This window comes from Paenibacillus sp. FSL R7-0210 (assembly GCF_038009085.1).
Lineage (GTDB): Bacteria > Bacillota > Bacilli > Paenibacillales > Paenibacillaceae > Paenibacillus_AQ > Paenibacillus_AQ silagei.
Window position 1 is genome coordinate 2872684 of the sequence record NZ_JBBPAR010000001.1, and the last position, 26926, is coordinate 2899609.

A 26926-nucleotide genomic window follows, 5' to 3' on the forward strand; every position below is an offset into this window, starting at 1 on the left:
GGAGTGCAAAGAATGAACAGTAAGGATGGAATCCCGCCTGCGGGAGCCTTCGGACAGCTTGATCAGATGTGGTTCAGGCTTCGGAGCAGCGAGCAGAACAGCAGTCTCACGGGAGGGTGTTCACTCCGACTGCAATTCCTTGAATCGCATCTGCTCCTGATTCCAGTTTCGGGCCGGGGCTGGATCACTGTGGACGGCAAGTATGGCGAACTCAGAGCGGGAGCTGCCTTTGTCTGCCTGCCGGGGCAATTAATCGAAGCCTGCCTGGACAGTTCGGGCGAACCGAATATATACATTCTGCGGTTTGATGTATTTAGCCAGCAGAATCCGCCTGTACAACCGGGCCGGATAAGCTCAACGGAGCCCCCGCTCCCCTTCTCCCTGGAAGGAGAAACAACGATGTCTTCTTCAGTTACATACAGCAAACACTGTGAGGCTATCACCGCTTCCCTTGGCAGTACAGACCCCTTACAGCAGCTTCTTGCCCAGAGCAGATTCTATGAGCTGCTGTTCAGTCTGCTCAGCGATGCCAGGCAGCTGCAGCCTAGCGATAGCGATACCGATACGATTATGGAACGCGCCAAGACCTATATAGAACAGCATTACCGTGAAGAGCTGTCCATCTCCCTGCTGGCTGGGGAAGCGGGCATTAGCGTAAGGCATTTCATCCGGTTGTTCAAGCAGAAATATGGTCTCAGCGCGATTGAATACCTGACCGAATACCGGATCAGACAAGCAAGAAGTCTTATGCTGCCGCATACGAATTATGAATTGAAGGATATCGCCGCTTATGTCGGTTACAAGGACGTTCCTTATTTCCGGCGCAAATTCAAGCAAATTACCGGTGTAGCTCCGGCGACCTTCATGCGGAATGCCAAGCTGAAGATCGTTGCCTACCACGGCAGCCTGATTGGGGCGCTGCTTACCCTGAATATTATTCCCTGCGCCGCACCGGCTGACCATCCCTGGACAGAATATTACCGCCGTAAATATGAGACAGATGCGGTTCTGCCGCTTGCCCAAGATGACGCTATCCGCATCCAGCAGCTTGCTTCCCTCCGCCCTGATTATATTCTGGGGCTGGAACCATCGGTCAGCCGGAGGATGTTACCGCAGCTTCAGGCGATTGCCCCCACGTTCTTTGTGTCTAAGCTCCAGACGGATTGGCGCACGCAATTACACTTCATTGGAGAATGCGTGGGCAGAGCACCGGAAGCAGCCGCTTGGCTGAACAACTATGAGCGTAAGGCCAAGAGCATCCGGGCGCAATTAGGTCAAGATTCAGCCATGGGCAAGCTGCTCCTTGCCCGCATATCCGGGCAGTCCATCACCTTGCTATCTACGCGAAGCTTAGCTGAGGTATTCTATGATGATCTGAATTTCATTCCGGCGTCCGTTGTGGATCGTAGACTGAGCAATCAGACAATAACCCCGGAGGAGCTGTGGTCGTCAGATGCGGACAAGCTGCTGTTCATAGTGGATGAGGATGCAGCTTCGCAAGCCTTATGGTCTGCATTCCGGGACAGAGAGTCCTTGCTGCCCCCTGATCCCGCAGGGTTTTCACGAATAGAGTACCTCCCTCCCTACCCTTGGACAGAGTATAGCTCGTTCACCCAGGAGTTGGTTCTTGACTCCGCGCTGGCACTCTGGCGTAATCAGACATGAAATATTGGCGCGATTGTCAATAGTCGAATCCTTCAGATTGTTTTATACTCCTAACAGTGATATTGATTCTCACTCTCAGGTGAGATGACAGGTATTCATACTCAGGAGGTTATTGAAGATATGCGACAGATAAGACAAAGAATGGTGTTCTGCATGGCGATAGTATTAACATTGTTAATGACGGCTTGCTCCAACAACAGTGGACAGGCCAAGGTGGCCGCAGACGCCGAAGCCGATTTCCGGGTAGTAGGCAGTGAGAAGGGCGAGATTAAGATCCCGGCCCATCCGACCAGAGTCGTCGGCCTATCCGTAGTCTACCCTGAGTTTCTACAAGCGTTAGGCGTTACGCCCATTGCTGTACAGAACTACCAGGAGGAGTTCCCGACTTATCTAGAGGAGCCCTTCAAGGATACGCTGAAGATGGGCATAGCCCAAACTCCGAATTTTGAAATGATTCTCTCTGCCAATCCTGATCTGATCCTCGCCCCTACATGGTGGTCGGCTAAGGATTATGACCAGTTGTCGGGGATCGCTCCGACGGTTCTGCTGCCGCAGCGCGATGACTGGCGGGATGAGCTGAAGGATATCGCCGGGGTACTCGGCAAGACGGAGCTTGCAGAGAACGTAATTAAGGATCTGGAGGCTCAGGAGGCAGAAGCCAAGCAGAAGCTGGATGATCTGGTGGGTAATGAAACGGTGATGTACATGATGGTGATGCCGGGCAGCTTCGTTCTTTACGGGGATCAGATTGACCGCGGAAAATTCCTTCACACTACGCTTGGGCTGGAGATGATCCCGAATTTCCCGACTAAAGATCCTTCCTTATCCATCTCACTGGAGAAGCTGCCGGAGTATAATCCCGATCACATCTTCCTTCAGTTGAATAACGAGGACGATGCCGGGGTGAAGAAAACCTATGAGGATCTGCTGAAGAGTCCATTATGGAAGAACATGACTGCGGTCAAAAAGAACCAGGTCTACACCATGGCCGGCAAGGATTGGTTCAACCTGGGGATGTCTCCTCTGGCTAACCGTTATGCGGTGGATGCGGTGCTTCAAGCCTTTGAAGGCAACTCCAAATAAAGGGGGGCTTCAGATGGCCAACACTGGCGAGCTCCAGAGGGCTGAACGTTACTTCATCTCCCCTGAAGCTGTTGAGAACGCAGTGGTTACTTTACGACTGACAGAATTATGTATGCCCGCACATGCTGAGCATCTGCTTACCACTTATGCTTCCATGCTCGGGACTGAGGATAAACGTATAGCGGCAGCCATCTTCTGCACATGGATCGCCGGGATCTGCGGAGCCAAATACGCACTGCTCACAGCCGCAGATCCGCTGGCTCATGCCTTGCGACTAAATAACCTGTCTGTGCAGCTCGTACGCACGGATGGGTATCCCGAATTCGCCTTCCCTATCCATAACCACCGGGAGGGTATCAATGACCGGAACAGGAATGGAAATGAGCTCATAGATGAGCTTGGGTTGTTCTACACGAACGAGGTCAGACCAATTATTGCGGCGCTTGCCGAGGCTTCACAGACCAAAGCGGTGATGCTGTGGAAGCATGTCTATAATCAGTTGTATACTTTTATCGAAGAGGATGCTCTTGACGCCTCCAATGAGTGCAGCCGCAGCCAGATCCACAGGCAATTCCAAGCTGTACTCTGGGAGCTGACGCCGGAGGCATTCGGACTTCGCAGCAATCCGTTCCGTATCACACCCAAGTTCCGGAGAGACCCCCACCCTCCGCACGATACGATATCTGTGAAGGCTACCTGCTGTCTGGCCTATAAACTCAGAGCGGATCATGATTATTGCGGCGGATGTCCTATCATTTAACCGGCACGGCCTAATAGACTACTCACCGGCTTGGAATCTTTTCCCAGCCGGTTTTTTCTGTGAAATAACATCCTTCACTCTACAAGAATATCCGCCATATTCCGACATATTATTTAAGAGCTTTCGCTCTAATACATATCCGGGAGATGACCTATGTCACAGCTAATTCAAAAACGGCCAGTCCGTTCAACCAGCATCGCCAACACATTGGCCATTGTGCTGCTAGTCATTATTCTTGTCGTCTTCTCGATCCTGGGTACCTTCTTCTATTCCAGCACCCAAAGCATTCTAGTAAGCCAGCAAGAGTCGATGCTGATGACCAAAACGCAGGGAATTGTCAGCCAGTTCGATGCTCTGTTCAAGGAGAAGGGCTCACTGGTCAAACAAATGTCCACCAACTCGATTTTCCAAAAATATATTGAGAGCACAACAGCAGATCAAATCACCACTTCCCCCCACGCCGCAGAAGCACTCGCCACACTGGCGGACATTGTAAAGTCTGAGCCCTCCTTCGCCGATGCCTGGGTGGCCGGGTTATCCGGGAAGGGATATTTCCTCCAAAATGACGGTCTGACCTCTAAATCGGACTTTGATATCCGCGCCCGCCCCTACTTCAAGCCTGTATCCGAATCCAAGGGTCTCTACTATTCTGAACCTTACGCCGACGTCATTAGCGGCAAAATGCTGATGGGCATTTTCTATCCGATTCTGAATGAGAGCAGCCAAATGATCGGCTTCATTGCCGCAGATATTGCCTTCGATGACATCCCGCAGATCATGCAGAGCTACTCCTTGGGAAGCACCGGGTTCTCCATTCTGGCTACCCGCTCTGGCGATATTCTCTACCACCCGGATGAAGCCAAGGTACTGAAGGAGAAAATCACAGAGAGTCCGGGCGATCTAGGCGCCATCGGTAAAAAAATGATTAACGGCGAATCCGGCGTATCGCTCATTGATGATAATGGCAACCCCCGTTATATCGGCTATGCCACCAGCATGGATACCGGATGGTCTGTAGGCTTAACCATTACCCGGCAAGAGGCGCTTAGCGAGCTGACGTCCTTCACCCGGACGACCATCACCGGTTTTGCTGTTGCCGCTTTGATCCTGGTGTTCATCTGTTATCTCACACTGCGCTACCTGTTACGCTCCATTCCAAAACTGCTGGCCGCTATCCAACGGATTGCAGACGGAGACCTGACGGTTCAGCTCAATGATGCCTCTCGCAATGAAATCGGACAGATTGCTCATGGCATTGCGGGCATGGTCCAGAAGATTCAGAGCATGATTCAGGTGATTCATAATACGACTCAGGTGCTGACCCAATCCTCCCAGAACCTGCAAGCCATCTCTACCAAAACCGCGATAACCATGAACGAAACGGCTACGGCCATTAATGAAATTGCGAATGCTACCAACTACCAGTCCGCTGAATCCGAGAGCATTCTCCACAAAACCGGTGCATTATCCGATCAAATTGACGAAATCACCAGTGATGCCCAGACTGTAGGAACCATGGTACAGACCTCAGCAGAGCTCAGCAGTTCCGGTCTTGACTTGGTGGAGCAACTCTCCAAAGCTGCAGAAGACAATCACAGATCTACACAAGCGATGTCATCGCTCATTGAGGATATTGATCTGAGCCGTCATGAGATTTCGGGTATCGTAGGCACAGTGAATCAAATAGCGACACAGACCAATCTGCTCGCCCTTAATGCTTCCATTGAAGCGGCACGGGCAGGTGAACATGGCAGAGGCTTCGCGGTGGTAGCTGGTGAGGTGCGTAAGCTTGCCGAGCAAACAGCCCGGGCTACTGAAGAAATCTACAAGAAGGTCAGCGCCATTGAGGAAAAAACAAGCCTATCCGTAGAACACACTACTCTTGGCCTTACGATTGCGGAGGAGAATGCCAAATCTGTCGAGAATGCGAAGCAGGTCTTCTTCAGCTTGAACAGTGACCTGGAGGAGCTGAAGGTACGGATGCTGCAGATCAGCAATAACACCTCGATTGTCCACAAGCACAAGGATGAGATTCTGCAGGCGATTGAGGTCATATCTTCGACGACCGAGGAGAATTCTGCCTCCACTGAAGAGGTAAGTGCCAATACACAGGAGCAGCTCGGCAGTATTGAGCAGGTAGCTGAACTGTCCAGAGAGCTGAGCGAAATCTCACAGAGGCTGGAGGAAGAACTGCGGCAGTTCAAGCTGGAGTAACGGGGTATGCAAAAAGATCGCCAAGTAAGAGATTCACTTGACGATCTTTTTGTCATGCGGAGGTCTAAGCCTGGTTCGGTGCTATTTTAACATGTACTTGGTAATCGTCTTAGGCGCATAGCTCCTCGTGATGTACAGCTCCCCGCCTCCCGCATAAATGTAATTATGCCCGGTTTCGTAGTCGTGCCAGCTTGTGGAGAGATGATATTTGATCTGCAGGTTCGCCGGGTCCAGCACATAGAAATCCTCCTTGGCAATATCCCCCTCAAAGGTCTCAGGATCAACGACAGCCGGACGCTCCTGCCATTGGTACTGCTTCTCGACCGTAATCTCGCCCGATGGTGTTATCCGGCAGTACCATTCGCGGTCCCCGGCTTCACCGATCTGCTGCTTGCCGAGTAATTGGTTGTCTTTGCTGTACAATTTGTAGACGTTGTCGCTCTGGATCAGATAGTTGTTGCCGGTCGTATCGATCCGATCCATCTTGTTCACAGGACGCACCCACTTCTTGGTGCCGTTAGCGTCATAGCCGAATAACAGCCAGGTATCGCTACTGCTCATCTTAATCAGGAACGAACCGCCGCGAAGCGGATACACCTGGAAATCAGGATATTTAACTGCTTTGGGAGCGGTGTAGGCAGCCAGCGGTTTCGTCAGAGCATCCAGACTCCGGTATACGCTGACTCTGTTTGTATCCAGCTCCTTATGTACCACATAGCCGTTCGGCAGCACATCAATCACCCCTGAGGCCCATTTGCCGGTCAGCTTAAGCTTGCGTACCTGCTTCCCGTCCTGACTGTACTCGGTAATACCACGAGAAGCTACATTGCCGCTAACCAAGGTTCGAATCACAATATTTCCGTTATCCAACACCACCGGCGAGTAGGACCCGGTTATGGTTTTGGTCCATTTCCGTTTGCCGTTCGGATCAACAACGGTAAGATCATAGGGTTTGCCGCCCCACATTTTATAGAAATAGCTGTAGCCGTTATTGGCAGAATAAAAACCATTAGCAGTAAACGGCTTGTCGTTGGCCATGTCCGAATAGTCATATACCCAGTTGGCAGAACCGTTAATGCGGTCAATGGATGCGTACAACATGCCCGAAGACTTCGTCTTGGAAGGGGCTACGGTTACGGTCTTGACCAGCGGAATGAACATTCGATTCTTACTCTGTAAGGTGTCTATAGTGCCCCAGAAGGTAATGCCATCCGGCAGCGTATAGCTCCATTCCGGCTTCGGGAGCTGTTCCATGACTTTTGCCGCCGATGAGCGTCCAGGAAGCAGTACCTGTGCCGCCAGTAATAGCGCAAAGCCTGCGGTGAAAAATTTCAATCGTTTTGAATTCATAACTCCTATCCCTCTTTTACTATGTATTAATGTTCCAACCTGAATTATTATATGACCACCTAGACAATAAGGACAGGTTATAAATGGATGCTATCTAACCGGTGTGTCCGGCCGCATTCCCGGCGCGTTTGCCAGTACCCGGGGCTGTCCATTACAATGACAGTAATCAGGCAGACAATGCCTATTCCCGGGAGGAGAGTATGACATGGTAGCATGGGACCGTGCCGCATGGGGGCAATTAACGGTTGAAGAGAAAAGGCACGCGATGCAGGGAGTGCTTAAACAGCTGCCCGCTGGCTTCAAGTGGCTGCGGTTAGAGAGGTTCGAACGTTACGGCCAGTCCATAGAAACGGGTGTCTTCGTATATGAGGGCAGTGAATACGTGTACGTGCCGGGCGACACGGTGACCCTGGGCCGCTCAGAGGTACATATGTATGCCGAGATGTCTCCCGTCCGCGAAGCTGTGATCGGGCCATTGCTCGTCCAGCGCCAGCCTGCTTCAGCAGGCTGGTACGAATGTCCGCTGGACCGGCTGGACCCGGAAGAAGATGAGGATGTGCTCGAAGCTATCGAAGAGTTCCGTCAGGGGCCGCACACCAGCTATGAGTACTCCCAGTATTTCCGGCTCGAACGGGACGGGGAACAGATCGTAGTGTTCCTGTTCGACGACAGCGAATCGTTCGAAGAATGGTGCGAGTCAGAGCTGCCGGAGGGCTTCACCCTGCCGACTGAGGACGAATGGGAGTATCTGTACGGCGCAGCTGCACGAACGCTGTTCCCGTGGGGCGACGAGATTGACGAAACCATGCGGCTCAGACATGTGTCCGGTTCAAGTGTGGCTAATGCTGAGGACCCGTATCCGCTGGAGCTGCCGAATGCGTTCGGCCTATGCTTCCCCGGCGATCCTTACAAAAAGGAGCTGGTCCTCACACCGGACGGTATCACCGGCAAAGGCGGCGACGGCGGCTGCAATCTGCACGGCGGCCAGGGTGTTGCCCTCGGGTATCTCCCAACCGCGACCGCTTTCCGCGATCCTTATGAGAGCGAGCTTACATGGGAGGATCTGCTGGATTGCCTGGTGTACCGGCGGGTTGTGAGGTTGTAGGATTACGAACATTAGTATAAGACATCCAAAAGCCGCCCTTCCTTCGCATCAAGCGAAGCCGGGCGGCTTTTTCCATTGTAATATTATTTAGTGAGACAGCTTCATAGGCTATCGGTTTCACACACCCTGCGATACAAGCTCTCTCTGGGCTGAAGCTGTTGAAGCTGCTCCTTCTGTGTCCGAATCCGGGCTCTTATCCAGTTCTTCCACACGTGCCACATTCAATTCCTGCTCGTTCTGATGAAGCTCTTTGACCATATTCCTGTAGATATGGGCTTCTTGACGATCCAGTCCGTCACGATTCTCTTTCATGATCCAGGTTTCCACGGTTCGCTTGAGAATTTCGCCTTTTCGTTCCAACAGTTTCGTATAAGTCAACGTTTCTTCATTCCCTTCCTGATGCTTAGAGTTCATACGCCGGGGTAATCTCAGATGTGACTTCCGGCGTAACGTCTACTATTATACGGGAAAGACCCGGCTCACCCAATGCGGAGCATCCGGACTTACATCGGGTGAGCTGCGCTCAGCGTAGAAGAGGCTGACTCAGCAGGCAGGTTCGCAGATGTTCGGACAGATGCTCCCATATACGGCAAGATATTAAGCAAAATTCGCCTAAAAGTCGAAATGTGTTCGGTATTCCGCATACATTCTGTTCGTGTCCGTACTACCGCTTCAGCTCCGCAGCTCCACACGGAACACGCTGCCTCCGCCAGGGCAGTTCTCAGCCATTATGCTGCCGCCAAGCGTGTCTATCAGCTCCTTGGCAATGGCAAGCCCCAGCCCGTGGCCCCCAGCCTCCCGCGAACGCGACTGGTCAGGGCGGTAGAAGCGCTCGAAGATCCGACTCAGGTCTTCCGCAGGAATACCCACGCCTGTATCCTGCACCTCCAGCGCCAGCCACGTGCTGCTGTTCTTCTGAATGAGCGCAGCCCGCAGAATGACGCGGCCGCCTGCGGGTGTGAACTTGATGGCATTCTCCAGCAGAATGACCATGAGCTGCACCAGCTTCTCCTGATCCTGCTTCACCGGAAGCTCCGCCGGAGCTTCGAGGGTAAGCCGGATCTGCTTCGCTTCGGCCAGCACGCCCAGGCCGGAGAGCGTAAGGGCCAGGACCGGCGCGAGGTCGAAGCGCCGGAGGACCTGCTCCAGCAGCCCGGCATCACTGCGGGCCAGCAGGAGCAGGTCACGGGTCAGCGCGGTCATCCGCTGGACCTCCGAATACATCCCGTCCACCACATGACGGGTGAACGTCTGTTCATTGATGCTGTCCTCCAGCTTCAGCGTCTCGATGGAGGACAGCATCACGCTCAGCGGCGTGCGGAGCTCATGCGAGGCGTCCGCCGCGAAGTGCTTCTGCCGGTCGTACGCCTCGCGGACCGGCACCATCGCCTGCCGCGACATCACCCGGCTGAAGACGGCGGCCAGCAGGATGAATACCGCTGCGATGGCGGCCAATACGCCGAGAAGCCAGCGGAATAACTGCTGCTGGAAGGTAACATCTTTACCGGCATACAGGATGCCCGCAGGCTGCCCCTTATGCTCGAAGACCCGGCTGCCGAGCAGATAAGCAGCCTGCGGGCTGTCCTTGGGATCATTCCCCTTATGCAGCAGGCCTGGCCCCTGCTCCAGCACCACTATCGCAAGTCCCTCCGCTGTCTTGGCCGCCCCGGAATCTGCCAGCTTCAGCACTTGCTCCTTCAGTCCCGGCTGAATCTCGCCGCTGCCCAGCAGACCGCCCTCCGTATTCAAGATCACGTAGAATGACTGATCCGCACTGAGTGTAAATTCCTGATTCCCCGGCCCATGATCCCTCCCTTGCAGCAGTTCATCGAACATAGGTCCTTGCAGCTGCTTCACCTCGGCATCCAGCAGAGAATGAAGCCGCTCCTTCTGGTTATTCCAGATCAGAAGATGCAGAAGCAGATAGATGATAAGGAAGGACAATAGCAGAAATACGCTCATCACCGCACTGTACCGCCAGGTAAGGCGCTTTTGGGTGCGTGCGAACAAGTCATTGCCGGAGCGGCTGGCCCCGGAACGAAAAACATTAAATTTCAAAGCTATACCCCACTCCCCGGATGCTGTGAATGTGCTGCTGTTCTCCGTCCAAGAGTGCCAGCTTCTTACGGAGCAGCTTGACCGTGGCATCGATGGTCTTGAGCGTAACCTCAGATTCCATCCCCCAGATCCGGTCCAGGATCACCTCGCGGGCAAGCACCGTGCCCTGGTTCTTCAGGAGCAGATCCAGGAGCTGATACTCTCTGGGCGTAAGCTGAACTTCCTGCATCCCTGCCGCAATCCGGTGGCTGTTCCGGTCCAGCACCAGCTCTCCGATCCGGCATGTGTCATTCTCCAGCGGGAGGAAGGTCCGTCGGCCCAAGGCCCGGAGCCGGGCCAGCAATTCATCAATTTCGAACGGCTTCACCAGATAATCATCCGCACCCGCATCGAGTCCGCGAATCCGGTCTTCCAGCGAATCCCTGGCCGTCAGCATCAGGATAGCCCCGGGATATCCATCCTGACGCAGCTGACGGCACACCTCCCGGCCATCCCGCTCCGGCAGCATCCAGTCCAGCACCAGCACATCATAGCCGGAGACACTGGCGAGGTCATAGGCCTCATCCCCGGAAGTGACCCATTCAACGGTGTATGCCGCTTTCTTCTTAATCATATGTACGATCAGTTCACCCAGCCGGGTATCGTCTTCCGCGAGCAAGATCTTCATGGGGTCCTCCCCCTCCTCTCATCAGGTGCTTGTGTCCTGTACATTTCTCAATATATCAAGATACCACATTCCAGTGAAAATCTGGTGAAAACAATGCAGTTGCCCTTTCTCCGTATTTTCACACTGGGAGTATAGAGTAAGTCGCAAGCCATACATTACCCCTAGCGGGAAAGGATGATTCTACGATGACTTCACCACGTAATCTATTCACTCCAAAAGCAAGCAAGCTGCTTGCAAGCACCTTGACGGCAGCACTCATCCTAAGTACTGGCGGGCTGAGCGCCTTCGCCGCCTCTTCCCCATCGGCTACTAGCGTTTCGAGTCCAGCCCCGCTGCTTCCGGCTCCTGAAGCTGGCCTTCCGCCTGCCGGTACAGAGCCGCTAAGCCCGCCAGCCGGAGCACCCGGCGGCCCCGGCTTAGGCGGTCCGGGTCTCGGCGGCATCGAGACCAGCGACCTGCTGGCCACGCTTGGCCTGTCGGCCAGCGGGCTGCGCACAGCGCTTGAATCGGGAAGCTCGCTTAGCGCAATTGCCAAGCAGCAGAACGTGGACTCTCAGAAGCTGCTCCAGCTCACCGCAAATGCAATAGAGGCCAGACTCAGCCAGGAATATAAGGATGGACGTATCACCGAGAGCGTGTATAAGAGCCGCCTCAGTGAAGTCTCCAAGCGTGCGGCGTCCCTGCTGAACCAGACCCGGCCGAAGCCGCCGGTGCCCGGTTCAGCACCGGCAGATACGGCTGAATTGCTGCCGCTCGGGCCTGGGCTGGAAAGTCTTGACCGCTCGGAACTCGCCGGACTGCTGGGCATCAGCACCAGCCAGCTTGCCTCCGGTCTCGGTAGCGGACAATCCCTTGCCGAACTGGCAGGCACAAGCGGAACCAGTACGCAGAAGCTGATGGATCTGGTCGCCGCTGCCCTGACCCAGGATTTGAAGGAACGCCTGGCCAGAGGAGACCTGTGGGCGGATGAATATTCAGCTGAACTGGCGAATGTACAGACCCGGGCTGCTGATCTGGTACAGCATGTGCATCCCCAGCCCCCGCATCTCCGGCAGAATGACAAATAAGTCCGGAGATTAAGCGGAAAATACAATACCGGAGAGCCTGTGTCTAACGATGCAGGCTCTTCGTGTTGAAAGGATTTTCCAGCAGGTGCTAGAATAAAAAGTCGTTTCCACTCGAATTCTGTCAGGGAATTAGCTTATAATGATCACACTGCGGCTTGACCGAGGATGGAACAAGACCAAGCAATCCAGAATAACCCCAAGGAGGAAGTCCATTGTATAAGGTGCTGATTGTAGATGATGAAGTTTTTGTGCGGAAGGGCTTGATCCGGATTCTGAGTGAATGCTCGCCGCAATTCGAAATTTGCGGTGAAGCCGAGAACGGGGAGCAAGCGCTTACCCTGATTGAACAATTGAACCCGGAGCTGGTGATTGCCGATATCCGTATGCCCGTGCTGGACGGGCTGGGACTGATCAAGAAAGTGAAGACGGAGCTTGTGCAGGAGCCGATTTTTATTATTTTGAGCGGATATGCCGACTTCTCCTATGCCCAGCAAGCCTTCCGGTACAATGTGTCGGATTATATCCTCAAGCCGGTTGACGAACAGGAGCTTACGGTTGCGCTTGGCAAAATCGCCCATATGCTGAACAAAAAGCAGCTCCTCTCCATCACCCGGGAGAAGCCCTTGGTCGAGACGGTCATCGAAAGCCTGCTGCAGACGCAGCCCGATGATCAGGTCATGGGACGGATCGCCTATGCGCTGGAGCTGCCTCTCACCTCTTCCTATACGTACCTCATCGCAGAAATGCAGGATCAGCTTCCTGCCGGAGAAGTCGATTATCTGCCTGCCCTGAAGAACTCTCTGCTGCGTTATTTCCGCCAAGAGGCTCAGACTCTGCTTCTTCATGTACGCACGAACAATCAATACGGGATGATCTTGCCCGGCCAGTGGGTGGATGAACCCCATCCTTCCCCGTGGGGAGGCTACCGTACGATGCTGGATACACTGGAGCGGGAGATTGGAACAAGCATCGCTTTGTTCGTTGGCCGGAAGGTAAGCCATCTCAATCAGATTGTAGCCTCCGGGGCCAGTGCGGAGCAATGCCTCCAGTACCGTTTTGCCGCCGGCTTCGAGGGCATTTATATGGCGGACGAGCTGCTGGAGCTGCCCTTATACTATTTTGATATCGATGAAGGATTGCACAGCAAGCTGACTTACGAGGTCGAAGCCAATGACAACAAGGGTTACAGCTCAACTGTGGATGCTATTTTCACCATGTTCCAGGAGCGCCACTTCGCCCCCGGGGCGGTGACGAACACGATCCGGCGCAGCATGATTGCCATCATCAACATTATCCGCCAGCTAGAAGGTGACGAGAACACGCTGCAATGGATGACTGAGCTGCTCAACTGGCCGCTGAAATACCGCAATCTGAGCCAGCTGAAGCAGGTATTCCAGCAGTTTATCGCCGAAGCCGCAGAGTATATCGCAGAGAAGCGCGGCGGCAAGAGCGAAGGCAATATTGAAAAAATCAAAAAATACATCGACGGGCATTACCGTGAAAATATCTACCTCAAGGGTATTGCCGCCGATTTCGATATGAATCCGGTCTATCTTGGACAGTTATTCCGCAAAACCTACGGTGTGTATTTCAATGAATACCTGCTGACCCTGCGGATTGAGGAGGCCAAGCGCCTGCTGCGGCAGACCAAGAAACGGATGTACGAAATCGCGGAGCTGGTCGGCTTCCAGAATGCGGATTATTTTGCCACCCAGTTTGAAAAGCTTGAGAATATGACGCCGACTGATTATCGCAATATGATGATTGGGCAGTAAATAAGGAGGCTCCCTGCCGTGTTCAACTTCCGTCTGAATCATATGAAGCTTAGAAGCAAGCTGATTGTCATCTACATTGTATGCGTGTTCATTCCGATCATCCTGACCAATGTAATGTTCTATCAGGTGACCACCGCCAATATCAAGAATCAGAAGACCGCAGATGCCGAGCAGGCGATGAATCTGCTGCAGGCTGAGCTGAGGACCGTAATTGAAGATGCAGCAGGCATATCCTACCTCTACTCCATTGACCGGCAGCTGATCCAGCATCTGAATACCACCTATGCTTCAACGGACCGCTATGTGGAGTCGCTGAACGCCATATCGAATCTGTTCAACCGGACTGACAAAGAGAACAAGGTGCTGAGCTCCTCGGTGATTATGACCGACAATCCAACCGTTCTGGCCTCAGCCCATATCATTAAGCTGGAGGACAGTATGCGCCAGCAGGACTGGTATAAAGAGATCAGCCAATTCAGCAACACACACCCCCATCTCTATGTGACGCCCGACAGCATCAGCGTGATCCAGCGGCTCACTGACCGCAGGCTGGAGACGTATGAGCATGTCCTGAAAATTGACCTGAACATGAACTATATCCGGCAGATTCTGGATCTTTCCAGCTTCAGCGGTGATTTCTATATTCTCGACCCGTCGGGCCAGGCCCGCTTCGGCCGTCTCTCCAGCGGTCAGCCCAGCGGGCTGATTACTGCGGCGCACACCCTGACCCCAACTGAGATTCCGAAGCCAAAGCAGGCGATTGTGATCGACAAGACTTACCAGAATAACCGTTACCTAAGCGGCTGGTCGATTTACGGCGTCCTGGATGAGACCCTTATTTTGTCAGATGTCAGACAATCCGGGCAATTTATCCTGTGGTTTGCCGGCATTAACTTCCTGGTTCCCACCATTGTAATTATGATCATGTCCCGCTCTATCCACACGCGTATTAAGAACATTCTGAAGCATATGAAGTCTGTAAAAGACAAAAACTTCGGACTGATCCCCTACCACCTGGAGCGGGATGAGATCGGTGAGCTTACCGTCGAGTTCAACCGGATGAGTAAACGCATCGAGAACCTGATCAATGATGTATATGTTGCAGAAATACAGAAGAAGGAGCTTGAGCTGCGGCAGCGGCAGGCTCAGCTGCATGCGCTGCACAGCCAGATCAACCCTCACTTCCTGTTCAATGCGCTGGAGACGATCCGGATGCGCAGTATGATGAAGGGCGAGACCCAGACGGCCCGGACGATTCAGAACATGGCGAAGATTTTCCGCAAATCAATCATGTGGAAGAGCAGCTTCGTTACGATCCGCGAGGAGCTTGAATTAATCGAGAGCTTCCTGGAGATTCAGAAATACCGCTTCGACAGCAAGCTTGAATATCACATCGAGGTGGACCAGTCGCTGCTGAACATTGAAATTCCGAAGATGGCCTTCCTTCCGTATGTGGAGAACGCCAGTATTCACGGGATTGAGAATATAGCGGGCATCGGGTATATCAACATCCAGATCGCCCAGGAGAACGGGCAGATTGTCTTCGTCATTGCAGATAACGGCGTGGGCATGGACCAGGCGAAAATCAGTGAGCTTATGCATTACCTGGAGGATGAGTCTGCCATGGGTGATTCAATCGGGATGAAGAATGTAATCACCCGGCTGAGGATCACCTACGGGGAATCGTTCACCTTCTCCATCACGAGCGAGCCCGGAGCGGGAACCCGCATTTTGCTGCGTCTGCCTCTGGAGAACAAATAAATATAGGGTATACCTTAATTATTCAAAGACTGATCTAAGGTTTGCCCTGTAACAAAGTTAAACGCTTTCTTTTATAATGAGGTTGTTCAATAGCACAAAGTAAAGAAAGGGGATATGAAATGCGTACAAAGAAATGGTTGCAAACCGGACTGGCTGCTGTTATGGCTTCAGCCCTCCTCATTGCCGGCTGCTCGGGCGGTAACAACGGGAACAAGAACAGTGCCAGCGGCAACGACGGCGAGGTAAGCACTGAGCCGGTAACGTTCACTTACTTCGGCTTCGGGGCCAACAAGGATACCATGGCCAGTGATACTACCATCGGTAAGAAGCTTCAGGAACAGACAGGTGTAGACTGGAAAATGGAATACGTAGTTGGCGATGGAAGCACCAAGTCCGGGGTTATGATTGCCGGAGGGGACTATCCGGATGTCATCTCTCCAGTCGGCGAGCTGGCCAAGCTGCTCGATGCCGGTGCATACATTCCGCTCAATGATCTGATTGAGAAGTATGGCCCTAATATCAAGCGTGTCTACGGCGATTATATGAACAAGATCACCAATGAAGACGGCAACATCTATATCCTTCCCTTCACTGCAAATGTAAACGGATACTTGTCACCCCCGGACCCTAGCAGCACCTTCTGGATGCAGAGACGCGTCCTTAAGGAGTTCGGTTACCCGGAAGTGAAAACGCTTGACCAGTACTTTGACCTGATTGAGAAATACCAGGCCAAGTACCCTAAGGTGGATGGTAAAGACACCATCGGCTTCGCCACCTTCGCCGGTACAGCCGGTGAATTCTTCACCATCACCAACCAGCCAATGCATCTGGCCGGTTATCCGAATGAAGGCGGCGTCCTGGTGGACATGGAGTCTCATGAAGCCAAGCTGTATCAGGGAACCGAAGATGAGAAGCGCTGGCTGGCTAAATTGAACGAAATGAACGGCAAGGGTCTGGTTGACCCTGAGACGTTCACAGCGAACAAAGACCAGTATCTGGCGAAGCTGACCTCCGGCCGTGTACTCGGATATGTCAACTATTCCTGGCAGATTAACGACGCCACGAACAATCTGAGATCCGCCGGTAATGACGATCTGCGTTACGTTGCCCTTCCGATCGTATTTGACGAAGGCATTAAAGATGCTTATGTTGATCCTCCGTCCTTCGTGAACAACCGCGGGCTGGGTATCTCTGTCAGCGCGAAGGATCCGGTCCGCATCATCAAGTATTTTGACAACCTGCTGACCGATGAGAACCAGAAGCTTGTCGAGTGGGGCATTGAAGGCGAAACTTACACGAAGAACGCTGAAGGCCGTATGGTGATGAGCGAAGAACAGCTGACAAACCGCAACGACAATGATTTCAAACGTAAATTCGGCTTCGCATATTTCGATTATGAATGGCCGCGTTATGGCGACAATTCCGTGTATGATGACGGCAACGCCCACGTTCCGTTCAACCAGCCGGAAGTTGCAGCGATCAACTACACAGATGGCGACAAAACACTGCTGGAGAAATACAACCTGAAGACCTTCTCCGACTTCTATGCCGAGCCGGTAGAGCGTCCATGGTATCCTGCCTGGAGTATTGAGAAAGAACCTGGCTCCCCTGAGCAGCTCTTCAGCCAGAGAGCCGGCGATTTGCAGCAGAAGTACTATCCTCGTATGGTGCTTGCTGCCCCTGGCCAATTTGAAAAGGTCTGGAGTGAATACCTGGCCGAATACAACAAGCTCGATGCTAAGGGCTACGAAGAATTCATGACTAACAAGATCAAGGACCGCATCGACGGCAAATGGTAAGCGTCCGCTTCCCAGATGCAGCATGATGAACCGGGAAAAGTGAAGCTTGCCTTCACTTTTCCCTTCTACACTTACACTTGTTAGCAAATAGAGAATATGGAGCTTGGAAAGGGGACGGTACAGGTGGGAAAAACCGCTGTGCAGTTGGCAAAATCGAATAATACCGGCACTTCGCGCTTCAAAACCTTTTTTAAAGAGCTATCTAAACAGAAAATGCTGATGCTGATGTCATTGCCCTTTCTGTTATGGGTGATTATATTCAAATACCTCCCGCTATGGGGATGGACCATTGCCTTCCAGAAATTCAAACCGGCTAAGGATCTGTTCGACCAGAAGTGGGTCGGCTGGGATAATTTTAAGTTCCTGTTCCAAGAACAGCAGTTCTATCGCGTACTTCGTAATACTCTGGTTATGAGCTCTATTAACCTGGTACTGGGTTTTGTAACGGCTATTGTTCTGGCCCTGCTGCTGAATGAGCTGCGCAATGTATTCTTCAAACGCACCGTGCAGACGATCAGTTACCTGCCTTACTTCATTTCCTGGGTCGTAGCGGCCAATATTGTGCAAATGGCACTGGCACCGGAAGGGATCATCAATGTGCTGCTGGTCAAAGCGCAGCTTATTGATCATCCAATTCTGTGGCTGGGCGAAGGCAAGTACTTCTGGGGAATACTCGGGGTTACGGAAGTCTGGAAGAATGTCGGCTGGAATACCATCATCTATCTGGCAGCCATCACCTCCATCGACCCTTCTCAATATGAAGCGGCTGAGATTGACGGGGCATCCCGTCTGCAAAGAATGTTCTATATTACCCTGCCGGGTATCAAGCCGGTTATCGTTCTGATTCTGATCATGAACCTGGGCCATATTCTGGAGTCCGGCTTCGAGGCGCAGTACCTGTTAGGTAACGGGATGAACCTCGACTATTCGGAGAATTTGGATATCTTCGTACTGAAGTACGGGATGCAGATGAACAACTTCGGGCTTGCCACCGCAGCGGGTATGTTCAAGACGCTGGTCAGCTTCATCTTCTTGATCGCAGCCAATAATATCGCCAAGCGTATGGGCGAAAGCAGATTGTACTAGAAAGGAGGACACAAGTAATGGCTAAATCCAAAACCAATTCATACCGGAATTCTTCGTTGGGTGACCGAATCTTCGATATATGCAATACGATCTTCATGATTCTCTTGGTCATTGTTACCCTCTATCCGTTCCTGAATATGTTTGCTCTATCGTTCAATGAAGCGAATGACTCTGTCCGCGGGGATATTTATATCTGGCCTCGTGAATGGACGCTGCGCAACTTCGAGTATGTATTCAGTGAATCCAACATCTTCTTTTCAACGTTTGTCTCTGCAGCACGGACGGTCATCGGCACTGTGGTCTCCGTATTCTGTACAGCGATGCTGGCCTATACGGTAAGCCGTCCGGAATATAAGCTGAAGAAGTTTGTGTCCGTCACGTTTATTTTCACCATGTACTTCAGCGGCGGTCTGATTCCAGGCTACCTGCTGATCAAAGAGCTGAACATGCTGAACAGCTTCTGGGTCTATATCATTCCGGGCATCATCGGAGTATTTAATATGATCGTCATCCGCTCCTTCATTGAGGCCCTGCCTGAGGGACTGATGGAATCGGCCAAAATCGACGGCGCAGGCGACTTCATCACCTTCTCGCGCATTGTGCTTCCGCTGACCGTTCCGGCGCTGGCTACCGTCTCCCTGTTCGTAGCGGTCTATCAGTGGAATTCCTGGTTTGACGTCTTCCTGTACAACTCCTCAACGCCAAGCCTGAGTACGCTGCAATACGAGCTGATGAAGATGCTGTCAACATCCAACACTGCGATGTCCAGTTCCTCGGCAGCCGATGCCTTTGCGAACGCGCAGGGCAACAAAGCGACCGTTACACCGACCTCTATCCGTGCTACGATGACCATTGTGGCCAGTGTGCCAATTATCATCGTGTATCCGTTCCTGCAGAAGTATTTCGTCAAAGGGATGGTTGTCGGCGGGGTTAAAGGCTAATTGTAAAAAGCTGTGCACATAAACAAGCGATCTTCGGAAGGCCATGCGCCTTGTCTGAAGATCGCTTGTTTTTTAATTTCTTTTGCTTGCCATCGAATACGGACCAGCGGGCATTCGGGTCAATGCCATCGCCCCCGGCACAACTATGACAGATATGATTCAACAATGGGTCTCCATCAATCCTGAGATTATCGAGCAAATCAGTGCCAAGACGCCCCTCCGGCGTCCGGCTGAACCCATAGAAGTCGCACAGGCTGCGGCCTGGTTGCTTAGTGATCAAGCATCCTTCGTAACAGGGGTCATCCTGCCGGTAGACGGCGGGCTGAGTGCCTAAAGGCCGCTTACCCTCCCCTTTTCTATCCGGCTAATACTTGTCTCAGGAGCTTATAATCCATACATTGGTAAACCGAAACAGTAATGGACTATAATATACAGGTAAAGTAGCCCGATGACGTTCATATTAGTAGTTGGGAGAACGGGGAGTGAACTGTCTATGAATATAGCCGCTAAATTCGTGCAGCGTTTCAGAGAATACGATAACCGGAATATGCTTAAAGCCTATCGTGACAAAACGGAGCAAATCCGCACACGGAATTTGCAGGCATGGGATGACACCAAGCTTCAGGAGGAGTCCTTCCGGCTCCAGCAAGCTGCCCAATCCGGCATAGCTCTGGACGAGCTGCTTGTCGATGCCTATTCATTAGTCTGTGAGGCTGCCTCAAGAACACTCGGCTTACAGCCTTATGATGTCCAGATCATGGCCGGGATCACCCTGCATGAACGAATGCTGATCGAGCAGCACACCGGTGAGGGCAAAACCCTCTCAGCCGTAATGCCGGCCTATCTGAATGCACTGACCGGCAAAGGCGTTCATGTGCTGACCTTCAATGATTATCTGGCCCGGCGGGATGCGCAGTGGATGGGTCCCATTTACCGCTTCCTGGGACTATCGGTGGATTCGGTTCAAGCGGGCATGAGCCTGACTGAGAAACGGGCTGCCTACAGGAGCGATATCACCTATGTTACGGCAAAAGAAGCAGGGTTCGATTACTTGCGAGATACCATTGCGCTCACGGAAGCCGCTACGGTACACCGCCCTTTCCACTACGTCATCGTGGACGAAGCCGATTCCTTGCTGCTTGATGAAGCGCGGGTACCGCTTGTAATCAGCGGAGAATCTGAGGTCAGTCATAGCGACGGCATGCGATACGCGGATCTGGCCCGGCAGCTGCTGGCTGGAGAGCATTACGATTATGACGAATTCCAGCGGAACGTATACCTGAACGATGCGGGTGCTGCCAAAGTAGAAGAGTTGCTGGGATGCGGTAATCTCTATGATAGCCGGAATAGTCAGCTGCTAACCTCACTGAATTGTGCACTGCATGTGGAGACCTTATTAACGAAGAATATTGATTATATCGTCCGTGGCGGTGCTATCGAGCTGATCGAAGAGTATACAGGACGCGTGGCAGAGAACCGTTATTTGCCGGACGGGCTGCAAGCGGCTTTGACAGCGAAGGAAGGACTGAAATGGACCGCAGGCGGGAAAATACTCGGTACGATCACTATTCAACACTTCATTAGCCTATATCCTGAAATCTGCGGAATGACGGCTACCGCCTGTGCCTCCGCTATGGAATTCAAGGATATCTATGCTCTGCAGGTGGTACAGATTCCGCCGAACCGGCTGAACATCCGGACCGATTACCCGCACCGGATCTACACGCACAAGGAAGCCAAATATCAGGCGCTTGTGCAGGACATCTCCTCTATTCACAGGGAGGGCCGTCCCATTCTGATCGGGACCGCAAGTGTTGAGGAATCGGACATGCTGGCTGCGGAGCTTGCGGCTGCCGGGGTTCCCGCTCAGGTGCTGAATGCGAAGAATGATGCTGAGGAAGCTGATATTATCGCCAGAGCCGGAGAACTGGGCGCCGTAACGGTCTCAACGAATATGGCGGGACGCGGTGTCGATATCCGGCTCGGCGGCGGTGATCCGGTACAGGCAGACGCTGTCGCCCGGCTCGGCGGCTTATATGTCATTGGCACCCATGTGAACGAAAGCGTACGGATTGACAACCAGCTTCGCGGGCGTTCCGGCCGCCAGGGCGACCCGGGGGCTTCTGTCTTCTATGTCAGTCTGGAAGACGATCTGATGCGCCGCTTCAGCTCCCCTACCCCAGCCCATGCGGTCAGACAGCAGGAAGCTATTGAAGAGCCTTTGCTTGGCCGTAAAATCGCAAGTATTCAGCAAATTGTAATGAGTCAGAACTTCGATATCCATAACGAGCTGAACCGTTATTCGGATATGATCGAGGACCAGCGGCGGATTCTCTACGCAGAGCGGCTCAGCATTCTGCTGGGCGAGCAGCCGATGAGCCCTGCGGAGCAGCGGGTACGGCTATTCTATATCGATGAATGCTGGGCTGAACATCTGGCCTTCGTCTCCTATCTCCGCGAAGGCATTCACCTGGAGAGCATCGCCAGCCGCAGCCCGATCGATGAATTTCATACACAGATTACCGGAGCGTTCGATCAGATCCCGGGCAAGATCAACCGTGCGGAAGAGGCGATGCTGGTCAGGCTTGGAGGGTCCAATGATCCGGCTGAATGGGAACGGCTGGGCCTTAGGAGCCCTGCTTCGACCCGGACTTATATCATTAATGATCAATATCTACAGAATAAGCGCAGCTCATGGACGGGAACGACCGTTGTAGCTTTTTGGCTTCATCCCTTTGCACAGAAGGTACTATCCCCCTTCATTAAGCAACCGAAATACTAATATGGCTCTTATTGCAGAAGTGGAAACGGCTAGGCCGTCCTTAGGAGGATGGCCTAGCCGTTTGATTAAGGACTATATAAATTGAAATGGAAAATATGCTCCTCGTTTACTAATGCGGTTCCGCCCTTCCCCTGCTACTTAACTGTAGAACTCCCAGAATACAAGCTGGGCCAGCAGAATTGCCATCATCACCATGGGCACGATGACAGACCAAGGATAACGGGCCGTTGAAGCAGGCGACGGAGTCGGGTGCCTCTTCCTGGTTAGAAACAGCGCAGCGATAAGCAGTGCAGCCAGTCCGGTTAGCGCAATATTCACTATAATCTGCGGATACACCTCCGCATAGGCACGTTCATTGTTGCTAAGCATCCGTAAGGCCAGCACCAGATTGTTCACCACCAGACCGGTACCGGTTAAGGTCAGTCCGGCCGTCAGCTTCCGGTTGGCGGATCGGGGTGCAGGACGGTTACGCTGTGCTCTCCTTTTGCCCAGAAGCATCTGTACCAGCCACACAAACGGAGCAATTACGAAATAGATTATCGCCAGTCCCGCAAGTGCTGCACTTAGAATTAGTAACGGCATGGACCGGCCCGGAGACAGCGGCAGATAATCGGAGGTGTACACCGAGACAGCCTCTACCTTCCCGTCCTTCATTGTGGCATACAGCATCGGCCAGGCATCCAGTCCTGAATCCCCGCCCGTCTTCTCATAGAGGTACGGCTGAACCTGCTGATAGCTTCCGCTCATCCCGGCAAGTGACACCTTAAGCTGATCTGCTCCCTGAGGCTCAAGCTTCATCATCGTCAGATATGGGAACAGCTTCATGAAGCCATGGCCGGGACGGCGCGCCGCGACGAATCGGCCTTCCACCTCTGACACGTCTGGCAGAACCGCTGCCTCCGTCTGCGCTCTCTGCCCCACTACCGCTTTGGTCAGACCATGTACAATGTGAGATTCGCCCGCCTGGTTCGTCATAATCACAACTGCAAACCGGTCTTCAGGCACAAGCATAAGGTTGGTGGCAAAAGCAATTGTGTTCCCGCCATGTCCCAGCGTCCGGTGTGCCCCGGGATACTCCCAGAACCCGTGGGCGATGCCCGGCATGCCTTCTGCAGCAGAATGACTCCGGGTCAGCATCGTATCCAGCGTACCTGACTTCTGAAACAGCGGGGATTGCTCTCCGGCTGCGGGCATGAAGGCCATGGCGAACTTGGCCAGATCCTCCGCAGTCCCGTTATTTCCGCCGTTCGGGTACATGGACATATAATTCCATGAGCCTTGTTTAAAGGAGCCTTGTCCGGCGAAGAAATACCCTTTGGCCTTGAGCTTCAGCAGTTCCGGGCGGTCTTCCACCACGGAATACGCAATGGAATGCTTCATGCCCAGCGGCTCAAAAATATGCTGCTGGACGTATTCATGATAAGGCTGCCCGCTGATTCTCTCCACAATATAGGCAGCCAGTGAGTTGCCGTAGTTCGAATAAGCGACTACCTCTCCCGGTCTGTATATCTGTGACGGCTGAGCCAGCTTCAGCCCTTCTTCCAGTGACCGCACTTCCTCAGGCGACTGGTAAGCCATATCGAACATATACTCTTCAAATCCGGCATTGTGGTTCATCAGCTGTAGCATGGTGATCGGCTCGTCATACTCCAGCTTGGTCAGGAAATGCTCCGGCAAAAGCTTACGGATATCTTCATTCAGATCCAGTTTGCCCTGCTCAGCCAGCTGCATTACGGATGTCCATACGGTGAGCTTGCTGATAGAGCCCCATTCCATGACCGTATCCGGAGAGACGGGGCTCTGTTGTTCCACGTCGGCGTAGCCGTACCCCTTGGACAGCACGACCTGTCCATCCTTCACCATGACAACGGACGCGCCTACGGTCTGCTTTCCTATGTACTCTTTTACATAATCATCTACAAAAGCTTCCAGCCCGGTCAACGGTATGCCGGATGGGGTAGCTCCACCTGCTCCAGTGCTGCCTTGCTCTGCGGCAAATGCTGTAATACCGCCCGATAGCAGCAATAGAACTGAGAGCACCGAGAGCACTAGTGTGAATCCTCTTTTCAAAATAAAACCTCTCCTTTAGTCAAGTAAAATCCTGTTGCCTTCCTAATTCTAACAAAAAACCTGACCGACTACCGGAAAATTTCCTTCAGGCCGATTTCCCTGATAGTATCTTTAGGAGAAGCAACATGATTATCTTCATGGAAGAAGGGCCAGCTTATGAATAAATTTCATACCACATTAGCTTATATTAATGAAACATTGTACGCACCTGCCCGCTTAACTATCGCTTCCATACGTGAAGAAACACAGAACGCCGAATATGGAGCCGGTCTATTTCAACTGGGTGATCTTTCGGTCCGGTTTCGGGTTGCCAAAATCACCCCCACGAAGACCGGTCAATTTGTCGCGATGTGGGAAAAAAATGCCGGGCGTAAAAACCAGGCCTTCACCTATGCCGATGCCCCTGATTTGCTGGTCATTAACACCTTCCATCCTGTCAGCGGGGAGCTTGGACAGTTTGTCTTTCCGAAGGACCTGCTGAAAATGCATGGCGTGCTGGCAACCGATCATACACCGGGAAAAATGGCGATACGGGTATATCCAGCCTGGGATACCGTAACCAATAAGCAGGCTTTAGCAACACAGAAGTGGCAGCTCCCTTATTTTGGTTTAGTTGATCCCATGAACCTTCACAATATGCAGGGGTTAACCCAGTTGTATCTGCCAGCCATACCGTTTAGAATTTAACAGATCACACCTGCATCGGAAAGGAACTACATCTATGATTCTATTCATACACCGCAAGGACCTGCGGACTTCTGATCTGCCGGCCTTCGATGCCATAGCTTCGGCGCAGGAAGACTCGCTGCATGTATTAATACTGGAGCCGTTCCTGCTCCGGAATAAGCGTTATCTGGAGCATAGCGGACAGAATTTCCTTCAGCATGTTGCCCGTCTTCAGCAGGAATATGCGACACAAGGTAAGCTGCTACATCTCCTATATGGAGAGCCGGAGGCGGTCTTACAGTGTCTGGCCGGGGTACATCCTATCCAGGAAGTCAGCATCCATGCGGATTATACCCCTTATGCGCTCACCAGAGACCGGCTTCTGCAGGATACCGCCTATGCGCTGAACCTCCGGTTCCATGCCCGGCATGACAGCATGCTCTGTGATCTGGAAGCATTCATGGACTGGTGCGGCCGGAGTGAGCCGTTCAAGGTGTTTACTCCCTTCTACCGCCGCTGGCGTACTTTTCTCGCGCAGCGGTTCCAGCCGCCGTACGCTGCCGGGCTAAGTAGTCTGCGAACCGTTGCTCTTCACCCGCAGCTCGCAGACGCCTTCCAGCTTCCCGAAGCGATTGCCCGGGAGCTTACAGCGCTGGCTCCCGCCGCAGAGCAGATGAACCCGGATCATGTGTTTGAGAATTTCCTGCATGCGGATCTGAATGATTACAAGATCAACCGGGATCATTATGCGCAGGAACGGACCAGCCGGATCAGCAGGCATTTGAATACGGGAGCGATCTCGGCACGGACACTATATAGCAGACTTACTGAAGAAGAGGATATTGGCGAAGATTGGCTGAGACAGTTAGCCTGGAGGGATTTCTATCTGGGTCAAGCACGGCTGGACCGGGATTTCTTCAATTATGAGAATGTATATGATCTCTCTGCGCTGGGGACACAGCACTTCGAGGCCTGGGCTCAGGGCAGGACCGGCATTCCGGTCATCGATGCAGCTATGCGCCAGTTGAACGCAACCGGCTGGATGCCTAACCGGCTGCGGATGATAACGGCCATGTTCCTGACGAAGAATCTGGGCTGTCCCTTCATCTATGGCGAGCGTTATTTCCGGCTGAAGCTAAGCGATTACGACAACGCCCAGAACCGTGGCGGCTGGCTGTGGAGCTCTTCGCTCGGCTTCGATGCCTCTCCCTATTTCCGGGTGATGAATCCGGTCACCCAATCCCAGACCCATGATCCGGGCGGCAGCTATATTCGTACCTGGCTGCCGGAACGCGCGGACTGGTCTGATAAGGACATTCACCTGCCCGCCGAAGATGCCATTGTGGATCTGAAGCGGTCCCGGGCATACGCCATCGAAGTCTACAAGGAGATCATGCGGAGCCGGCAAAGCTGAGGAAGCCACCGGCTTACAGCAGGATCAGAATTCTTTATTCCGGTGAATCCGCACGGAAATCAGATAGGACACCGCGAACAGGAGAACAGCAAGGAGCAGGGTGGCATACCCGGTCTCAGGACCATTATAGTTCACATCGTCCATATACAGGTTCAGCAGCATCCACACCAGGAAACGAAGGCCCACCGCTAGCCCTGCCGATATCATCACCATCTGCTCGCTTTTTTCCACACCGAATTTAAGAATGACCGGATAATAGATCGCCAGGGTGGAGATAGATAAAGATAAACCGAAGGTATACCCGGTGGACAGGTTCAAATGTGCTATGTCTCCCTTGCTTACATAGGTTAATGCCAGAGTAACCAGACTTACAGCGGTGCCCATGAGCATTAACATCAGGAAGGACAGGTACTTCGCATGGATCACTGTTCTCCTTCTGATCGGCATGGTGAGTTCAAACCGGTTCCATTTAGAAGCCTCATCCATCTGCAGGGAGGCCCCGATGCTCAACACAAAAATCCAAATCTGCGCCGCGATGACTGCATTCAGTACACTGTGATCCACCCCGGCAAAGGAAACCAGCGACAGAAGCAGCGCAATGCCGAGGGAGGATTTGATGTTATTTTGCAGTGAGTAATAATTATTTAACAGCAGCCCTCGCAT

At 52.7% G+C, this 26926-nt stretch carries 21 protein-coding genes; 15 read left to right on the top strand and 6 right to left on the bottom strand.

The window, feature by feature from the left end; all coding sequences use genetic code 11:
• Positions 1-12 precede the first annotated feature (12 nt).
• From MKY64_RS12495 to MKY64_RS12510, 4 genes are all read left to right on the top strand, one after another.
• On the top strand, positions 13-1665 hold the full coding sequence (locus MKY64_RS12495; RefSeq protein ID WP_340953292.1) for an AraC family transcriptional regulator: 1653 nt from the start codon (positions 13-15) through the stop codon (positions 1663-1665).
• A gap of 120 nt (positions 1666-1785) precedes the next feature.
• The gene (locus MKY64_RS12500) at positions 1786-2748 is read left to right on the top strand and encodes an ABC transporter substrate-binding protein (protein WP_340953293.1); all 963 of its coding nucleotides are present in this window, start codon (positions 1786-1788) and stop codon (positions 2746-2748) included.
• Between the two features lie 13 nt (positions 2749-2761).
• Complete coding sequence (locus tag MKY64_RS12505) at positions 2762-3508, top strand: (2Fe-2S)-binding protein (RefSeq protein WP_340953295.1); 747 nt, start codon at positions 2762-2764, stop codon at positions 3506-3508.
• Between the two features lie 153 nt (positions 3509-3661).
• Positions 3662-5722 carry a methyl-accepting chemotaxis protein gene (locus MKY64_RS12510; protein WP_340953297.1) on the top strand — a complete coding sequence of 687 codons (2061 nt, stop codon included), beginning with the start codon at positions 3662-3664 and terminating at the stop codon, positions 5720-5722.
• Between the two features lie 81 nt (positions 5723-5803).
• Here the strand turns inward: MKY64_RS12510 and MKY64_RS12515 are convergent, their stop codons facing one another.
• On the bottom strand, positions 5804-7072 hold the full coding sequence (locus MKY64_RS12515) for a hypothetical protein (RefSeq protein ID WP_340953298.1): 1269 nt from the start codon (positions 7070-7072) through the stop codon (positions 5804-5806).
• Positions 7073-7277: 205 nt separating this feature from the next.
• On the opposite strand from MKY64_RS12515, the gene MKY64_RS12520 reads away from it, so the two are divergent.
• Entirely contained in the window at positions 7278-8177 is a 900-nt protein-coding gene (locus MKY64_RS12520) for a hypothetical protein (RefSeq protein ID WP_339314019.1), read from the top strand.
• Between the two features lie 117 nt (positions 8178-8294).
• Here the strand turns inward: MKY64_RS12520 and MKY64_RS12525 are convergent, their stop codons facing one another.
• The 3 genes from MKY64_RS12525 to MKY64_RS12535 all read right to left on the bottom strand — a co-directional run bounded on the left by MKY64_RS12525 (position 8295) and on the right by MKY64_RS12535 (position 10902).
• Entirely contained in the window at positions 8295-8489 is a 195-nt protein-coding gene (locus tag MKY64_RS12525) for a hypothetical protein (protein WP_340953299.1), read from the bottom strand.
• A gap of 360 nt (positions 8490-8849) precedes the next feature.
• Positions 8850-10235 carry a sensor histidine kinase gene (locus MKY64_RS12530; RefSeq protein WP_340953301.1) on the bottom strand — a complete coding sequence of 462 codons (1386 nt, stop codon included), beginning with the start codon at positions 10233-10235 and terminating at the stop codon, positions 8850-8852.
• Complete coding sequence (locus tag MKY64_RS12535) at positions 10225-10902, bottom strand: response regulator transcription factor (RefSeq protein ID WP_036728999.1); 678 nt, start codon at positions 10900-10902, stop codon at positions 10225-10227. Before MKY64_RS12535 ends, MKY64_RS12530 begins: the two co-directional genes overlap by 11 nt.
• 185 nt (positions 10903-11087) lie before the next feature.
• Between MKY64_RS12535 and MKY64_RS12540 the strand changes: the two genes are divergently transcribed.
• The 8 genes from MKY64_RS12540 (at position 11088) to MKY64_RS12575 (ending at position 22113) form a co-directional block, all read left to right on the top strand.
• Positions 11088-11969 carry a hypothetical protein gene (locus MKY64_RS12540; RefSeq protein WP_340953302.1) on the top strand — a complete coding sequence of 294 codons (882 nt, stop codon included), beginning with the start codon at positions 11088-11090 and terminating at the stop codon, positions 11967-11969.
• A gap of 221 nt (positions 11970-12190) precedes the next feature.
• Complete coding sequence (locus MKY64_RS12545; protein ID WP_340958069.1) at positions 12191-13744, top strand: response regulator; 1554 nt, start codon at positions 12191-12193, stop codon at positions 13742-13744.
• Between the two features lie 18 nt (positions 13745-13762).
• Positions 13763-15505, top strand: a complete 1743-nt coding sequence (locus tag MKY64_RS12550) for a sensor histidine kinase (RefSeq protein ID WP_340953304.1) — start codon at positions 13763-13765, stop codon at positions 15503-15505.
• 119 nt (positions 15506-15624) lie between these two features.
• The gene (locus MKY64_RS12555) at positions 15625-17304 is read left to right on the top strand and encodes an ABC transporter substrate-binding protein (RefSeq protein WP_340953306.1); all 1680 of its coding nucleotides are present in this window, start codon (positions 15625-15627) and stop codon (positions 17302-17304) included.
• 123 nt (positions 17305-17427) lie between these two features.
• Positions 17428-18390 (top strand): ABC transporter permease, encoded by a 963-nt coding sequence (locus MKY64_RS12560; RefSeq protein ID WP_051493410.1) that lies wholly within the window; start codon positions 17428-17430, stop codon positions 18388-18390.
• A 17-nt stretch (positions 18391-18407) separates the two neighbouring features.
• Positions 18408-19331: a carbohydrate ABC transporter permease gene (locus MKY64_RS12565; RefSeq protein ID WP_036729010.1), complete on the top strand. Its 924-nt coding sequence runs from the start codon at positions 18408-18410 to the stop codon at positions 19329-19331.
• Positions 19332-19413: 82 nt separating this feature from the next.
• Positions 19414-19665, top strand: a complete 252-nt coding sequence (locus MKY64_RS12570) for an SDR family NAD(P)-dependent oxidoreductase (RefSeq protein ID WP_339256292.1) — start codon at positions 19414-19416, stop codon at positions 19663-19665.
• Positions 19666-19824: 159 nt separating this feature from the next.
• Positions 19825-22113 carry a preprotein translocase subunit SecA gene (locus tag MKY64_RS12575; RefSeq protein ID WP_340953307.1) on the top strand — a complete coding sequence of 763 codons (2289 nt, stop codon included), beginning with the start codon at positions 19825-19827 and terminating at the stop codon, positions 22111-22113.
• A gap of 138 nt (positions 22114-22251) precedes the next feature.
• Here MKY64_RS12575 and MKY64_RS12580 read toward each other — a convergent pair whose 3' ends face one another.
• Complete coding sequence (locus MKY64_RS12580) at positions 22252-24183, bottom strand: serine hydrolase domain-containing protein (RefSeq protein WP_340953308.1); 1932 nt, start codon at positions 24181-24183, stop codon at positions 22252-22254.
• A 156-nt stretch (positions 24184-24339) separates the two neighbouring features.
• On the opposite strand from MKY64_RS12580, the gene MKY64_RS12585 reads away from it, so the two are divergent.
• On the top strand, positions 24340-24870 hold the full coding sequence (locus MKY64_RS12585) for a MepB family protein (protein WP_340953310.1): 531 nt from the start codon (positions 24340-24342) through the stop codon (positions 24868-24870).
• A 34-nt stretch (positions 24871-24904) separates the two neighbouring features.
• Positions 24905-26263 (top strand): cryptochrome/photolyase family protein, encoded by a 1359-nt coding sequence (locus MKY64_RS12590; protein ID WP_340953311.1) that lies wholly within the window; start codon positions 24905-24907, stop codon positions 26261-26263.
• A 24-nt stretch (positions 26264-26287) separates the two neighbouring features.
• Here the strand turns inward: MKY64_RS12590 and MKY64_RS12595 are convergent, their stop codons facing one another.
• Positions 26288-26926 (bottom strand): ABC-2 transporter permease, encoded by a 639-nt coding sequence (locus tag MKY64_RS12595; RefSeq protein WP_340953312.1) that lies wholly within the window; start codon positions 26924-26926, stop codon positions 26288-26290.

What these genes read in the sequence shown, in the direction of transcription:
- MKY64_RS12495 (WP_340953292.1), top strand. Translation starts at nt 13, where the DNA reads ATGAACAGTAAGGATGGAATCCCGCCTGCGGGAGCCTTCGGACAGCTT.
- MKY64_RS12500 (WP_340953293.1), top strand. Translation starts at nt 1,786, where the DNA reads ATGCGACAGATAAGACAAAGAATGGTGTTCTGCATGGCGATAGTATTA.
- MKY64_RS12505 (WP_340953295.1), top strand. Translation starts at nt 2,762, where the DNA reads ATGGCCAACACTGGCGAGCTCCAGAGGGCTGAACGTTACTTCATCTCC.
- MKY64_RS12510 (WP_340953297.1), top strand. Translation starts at nt 3,662, where the DNA reads ATGTCACAGCTAATTCAAAAACGGCCAGTCCGTTCAACCAGCATCGCC.
- MKY64_RS12515 (WP_340953298.1), bottom strand. Translation starts at nt 7,072, where the DNA reads ATGAATTCAAAACGATTGAAATTTTTCACCGCAGGCTTTGCGCTATTA.
- MKY64_RS12520 (WP_339314019.1), top strand. Translation starts at nt 7,278, where the DNA reads ATGGTAGCATGGGACCGTGCCGCATGGGGGCAATTAACGGTTGAAGAG.
- MKY64_RS12525 (WP_340953299.1), bottom strand. Translation starts at nt 8,489, where the DNA reads ATGAAAGAGAATCGTGACGGACTGGATCGTCAAGAAGCCCATATCTAC.
- MKY64_RS12535 (WP_036728999.1), bottom strand. Translation starts at nt 10,902, where the DNA reads ATGAAGATCTTGCTCGCGGAAGACGATACCCGGCTGGGTGAACTGATC.
- MKY64_RS12540 (WP_340953302.1), top strand. Translation starts at nt 11,088, where the DNA reads ATGACTTCACCACGTAATCTATTCACTCCAAAAGCAAGCAAGCTGCTT.
- MKY64_RS12555 (WP_340953306.1), top strand. Translation starts at nt 15,625, where the DNA reads ATGCGTACAAAGAAATGGTTGCAAACCGGACTGGCTGCTGTTATGGCT.
- MKY64_RS12565 (WP_036729010.1), top strand. Translation starts at nt 18,408, where the DNA reads ATGGCTAAATCCAAAACCAATTCATACCGGAATTCTTCGTTGGGTGAC.
- MKY64_RS12575 (WP_340953307.1), top strand. Translation starts at nt 19,825, where the DNA reads ATGAATATAGCCGCTAAATTCGTGCAGCGTTTCAGAGAATACGATAAC.
- MKY64_RS12585 (WP_340953310.1), top strand. Translation starts at nt 24,340, where the DNA reads ATGAATAAATTTCATACCACATTAGCTTATATTAATGAAACATTGTAC.
- MKY64_RS12590 (WP_340953311.1), top strand. Translation starts at nt 24,905, where the DNA reads ATGATTCTATTCATACACCGCAAGGACCTGCGGACTTCTGATCTGCCG.
- MKY64_RS12595 (WP_340953312.1), bottom strand. Translation starts at nt 26,926, where the DNA reads ATGCGAGGGCTGCTGTTAAATAATTATTACTCACTGCAAAATAACATC.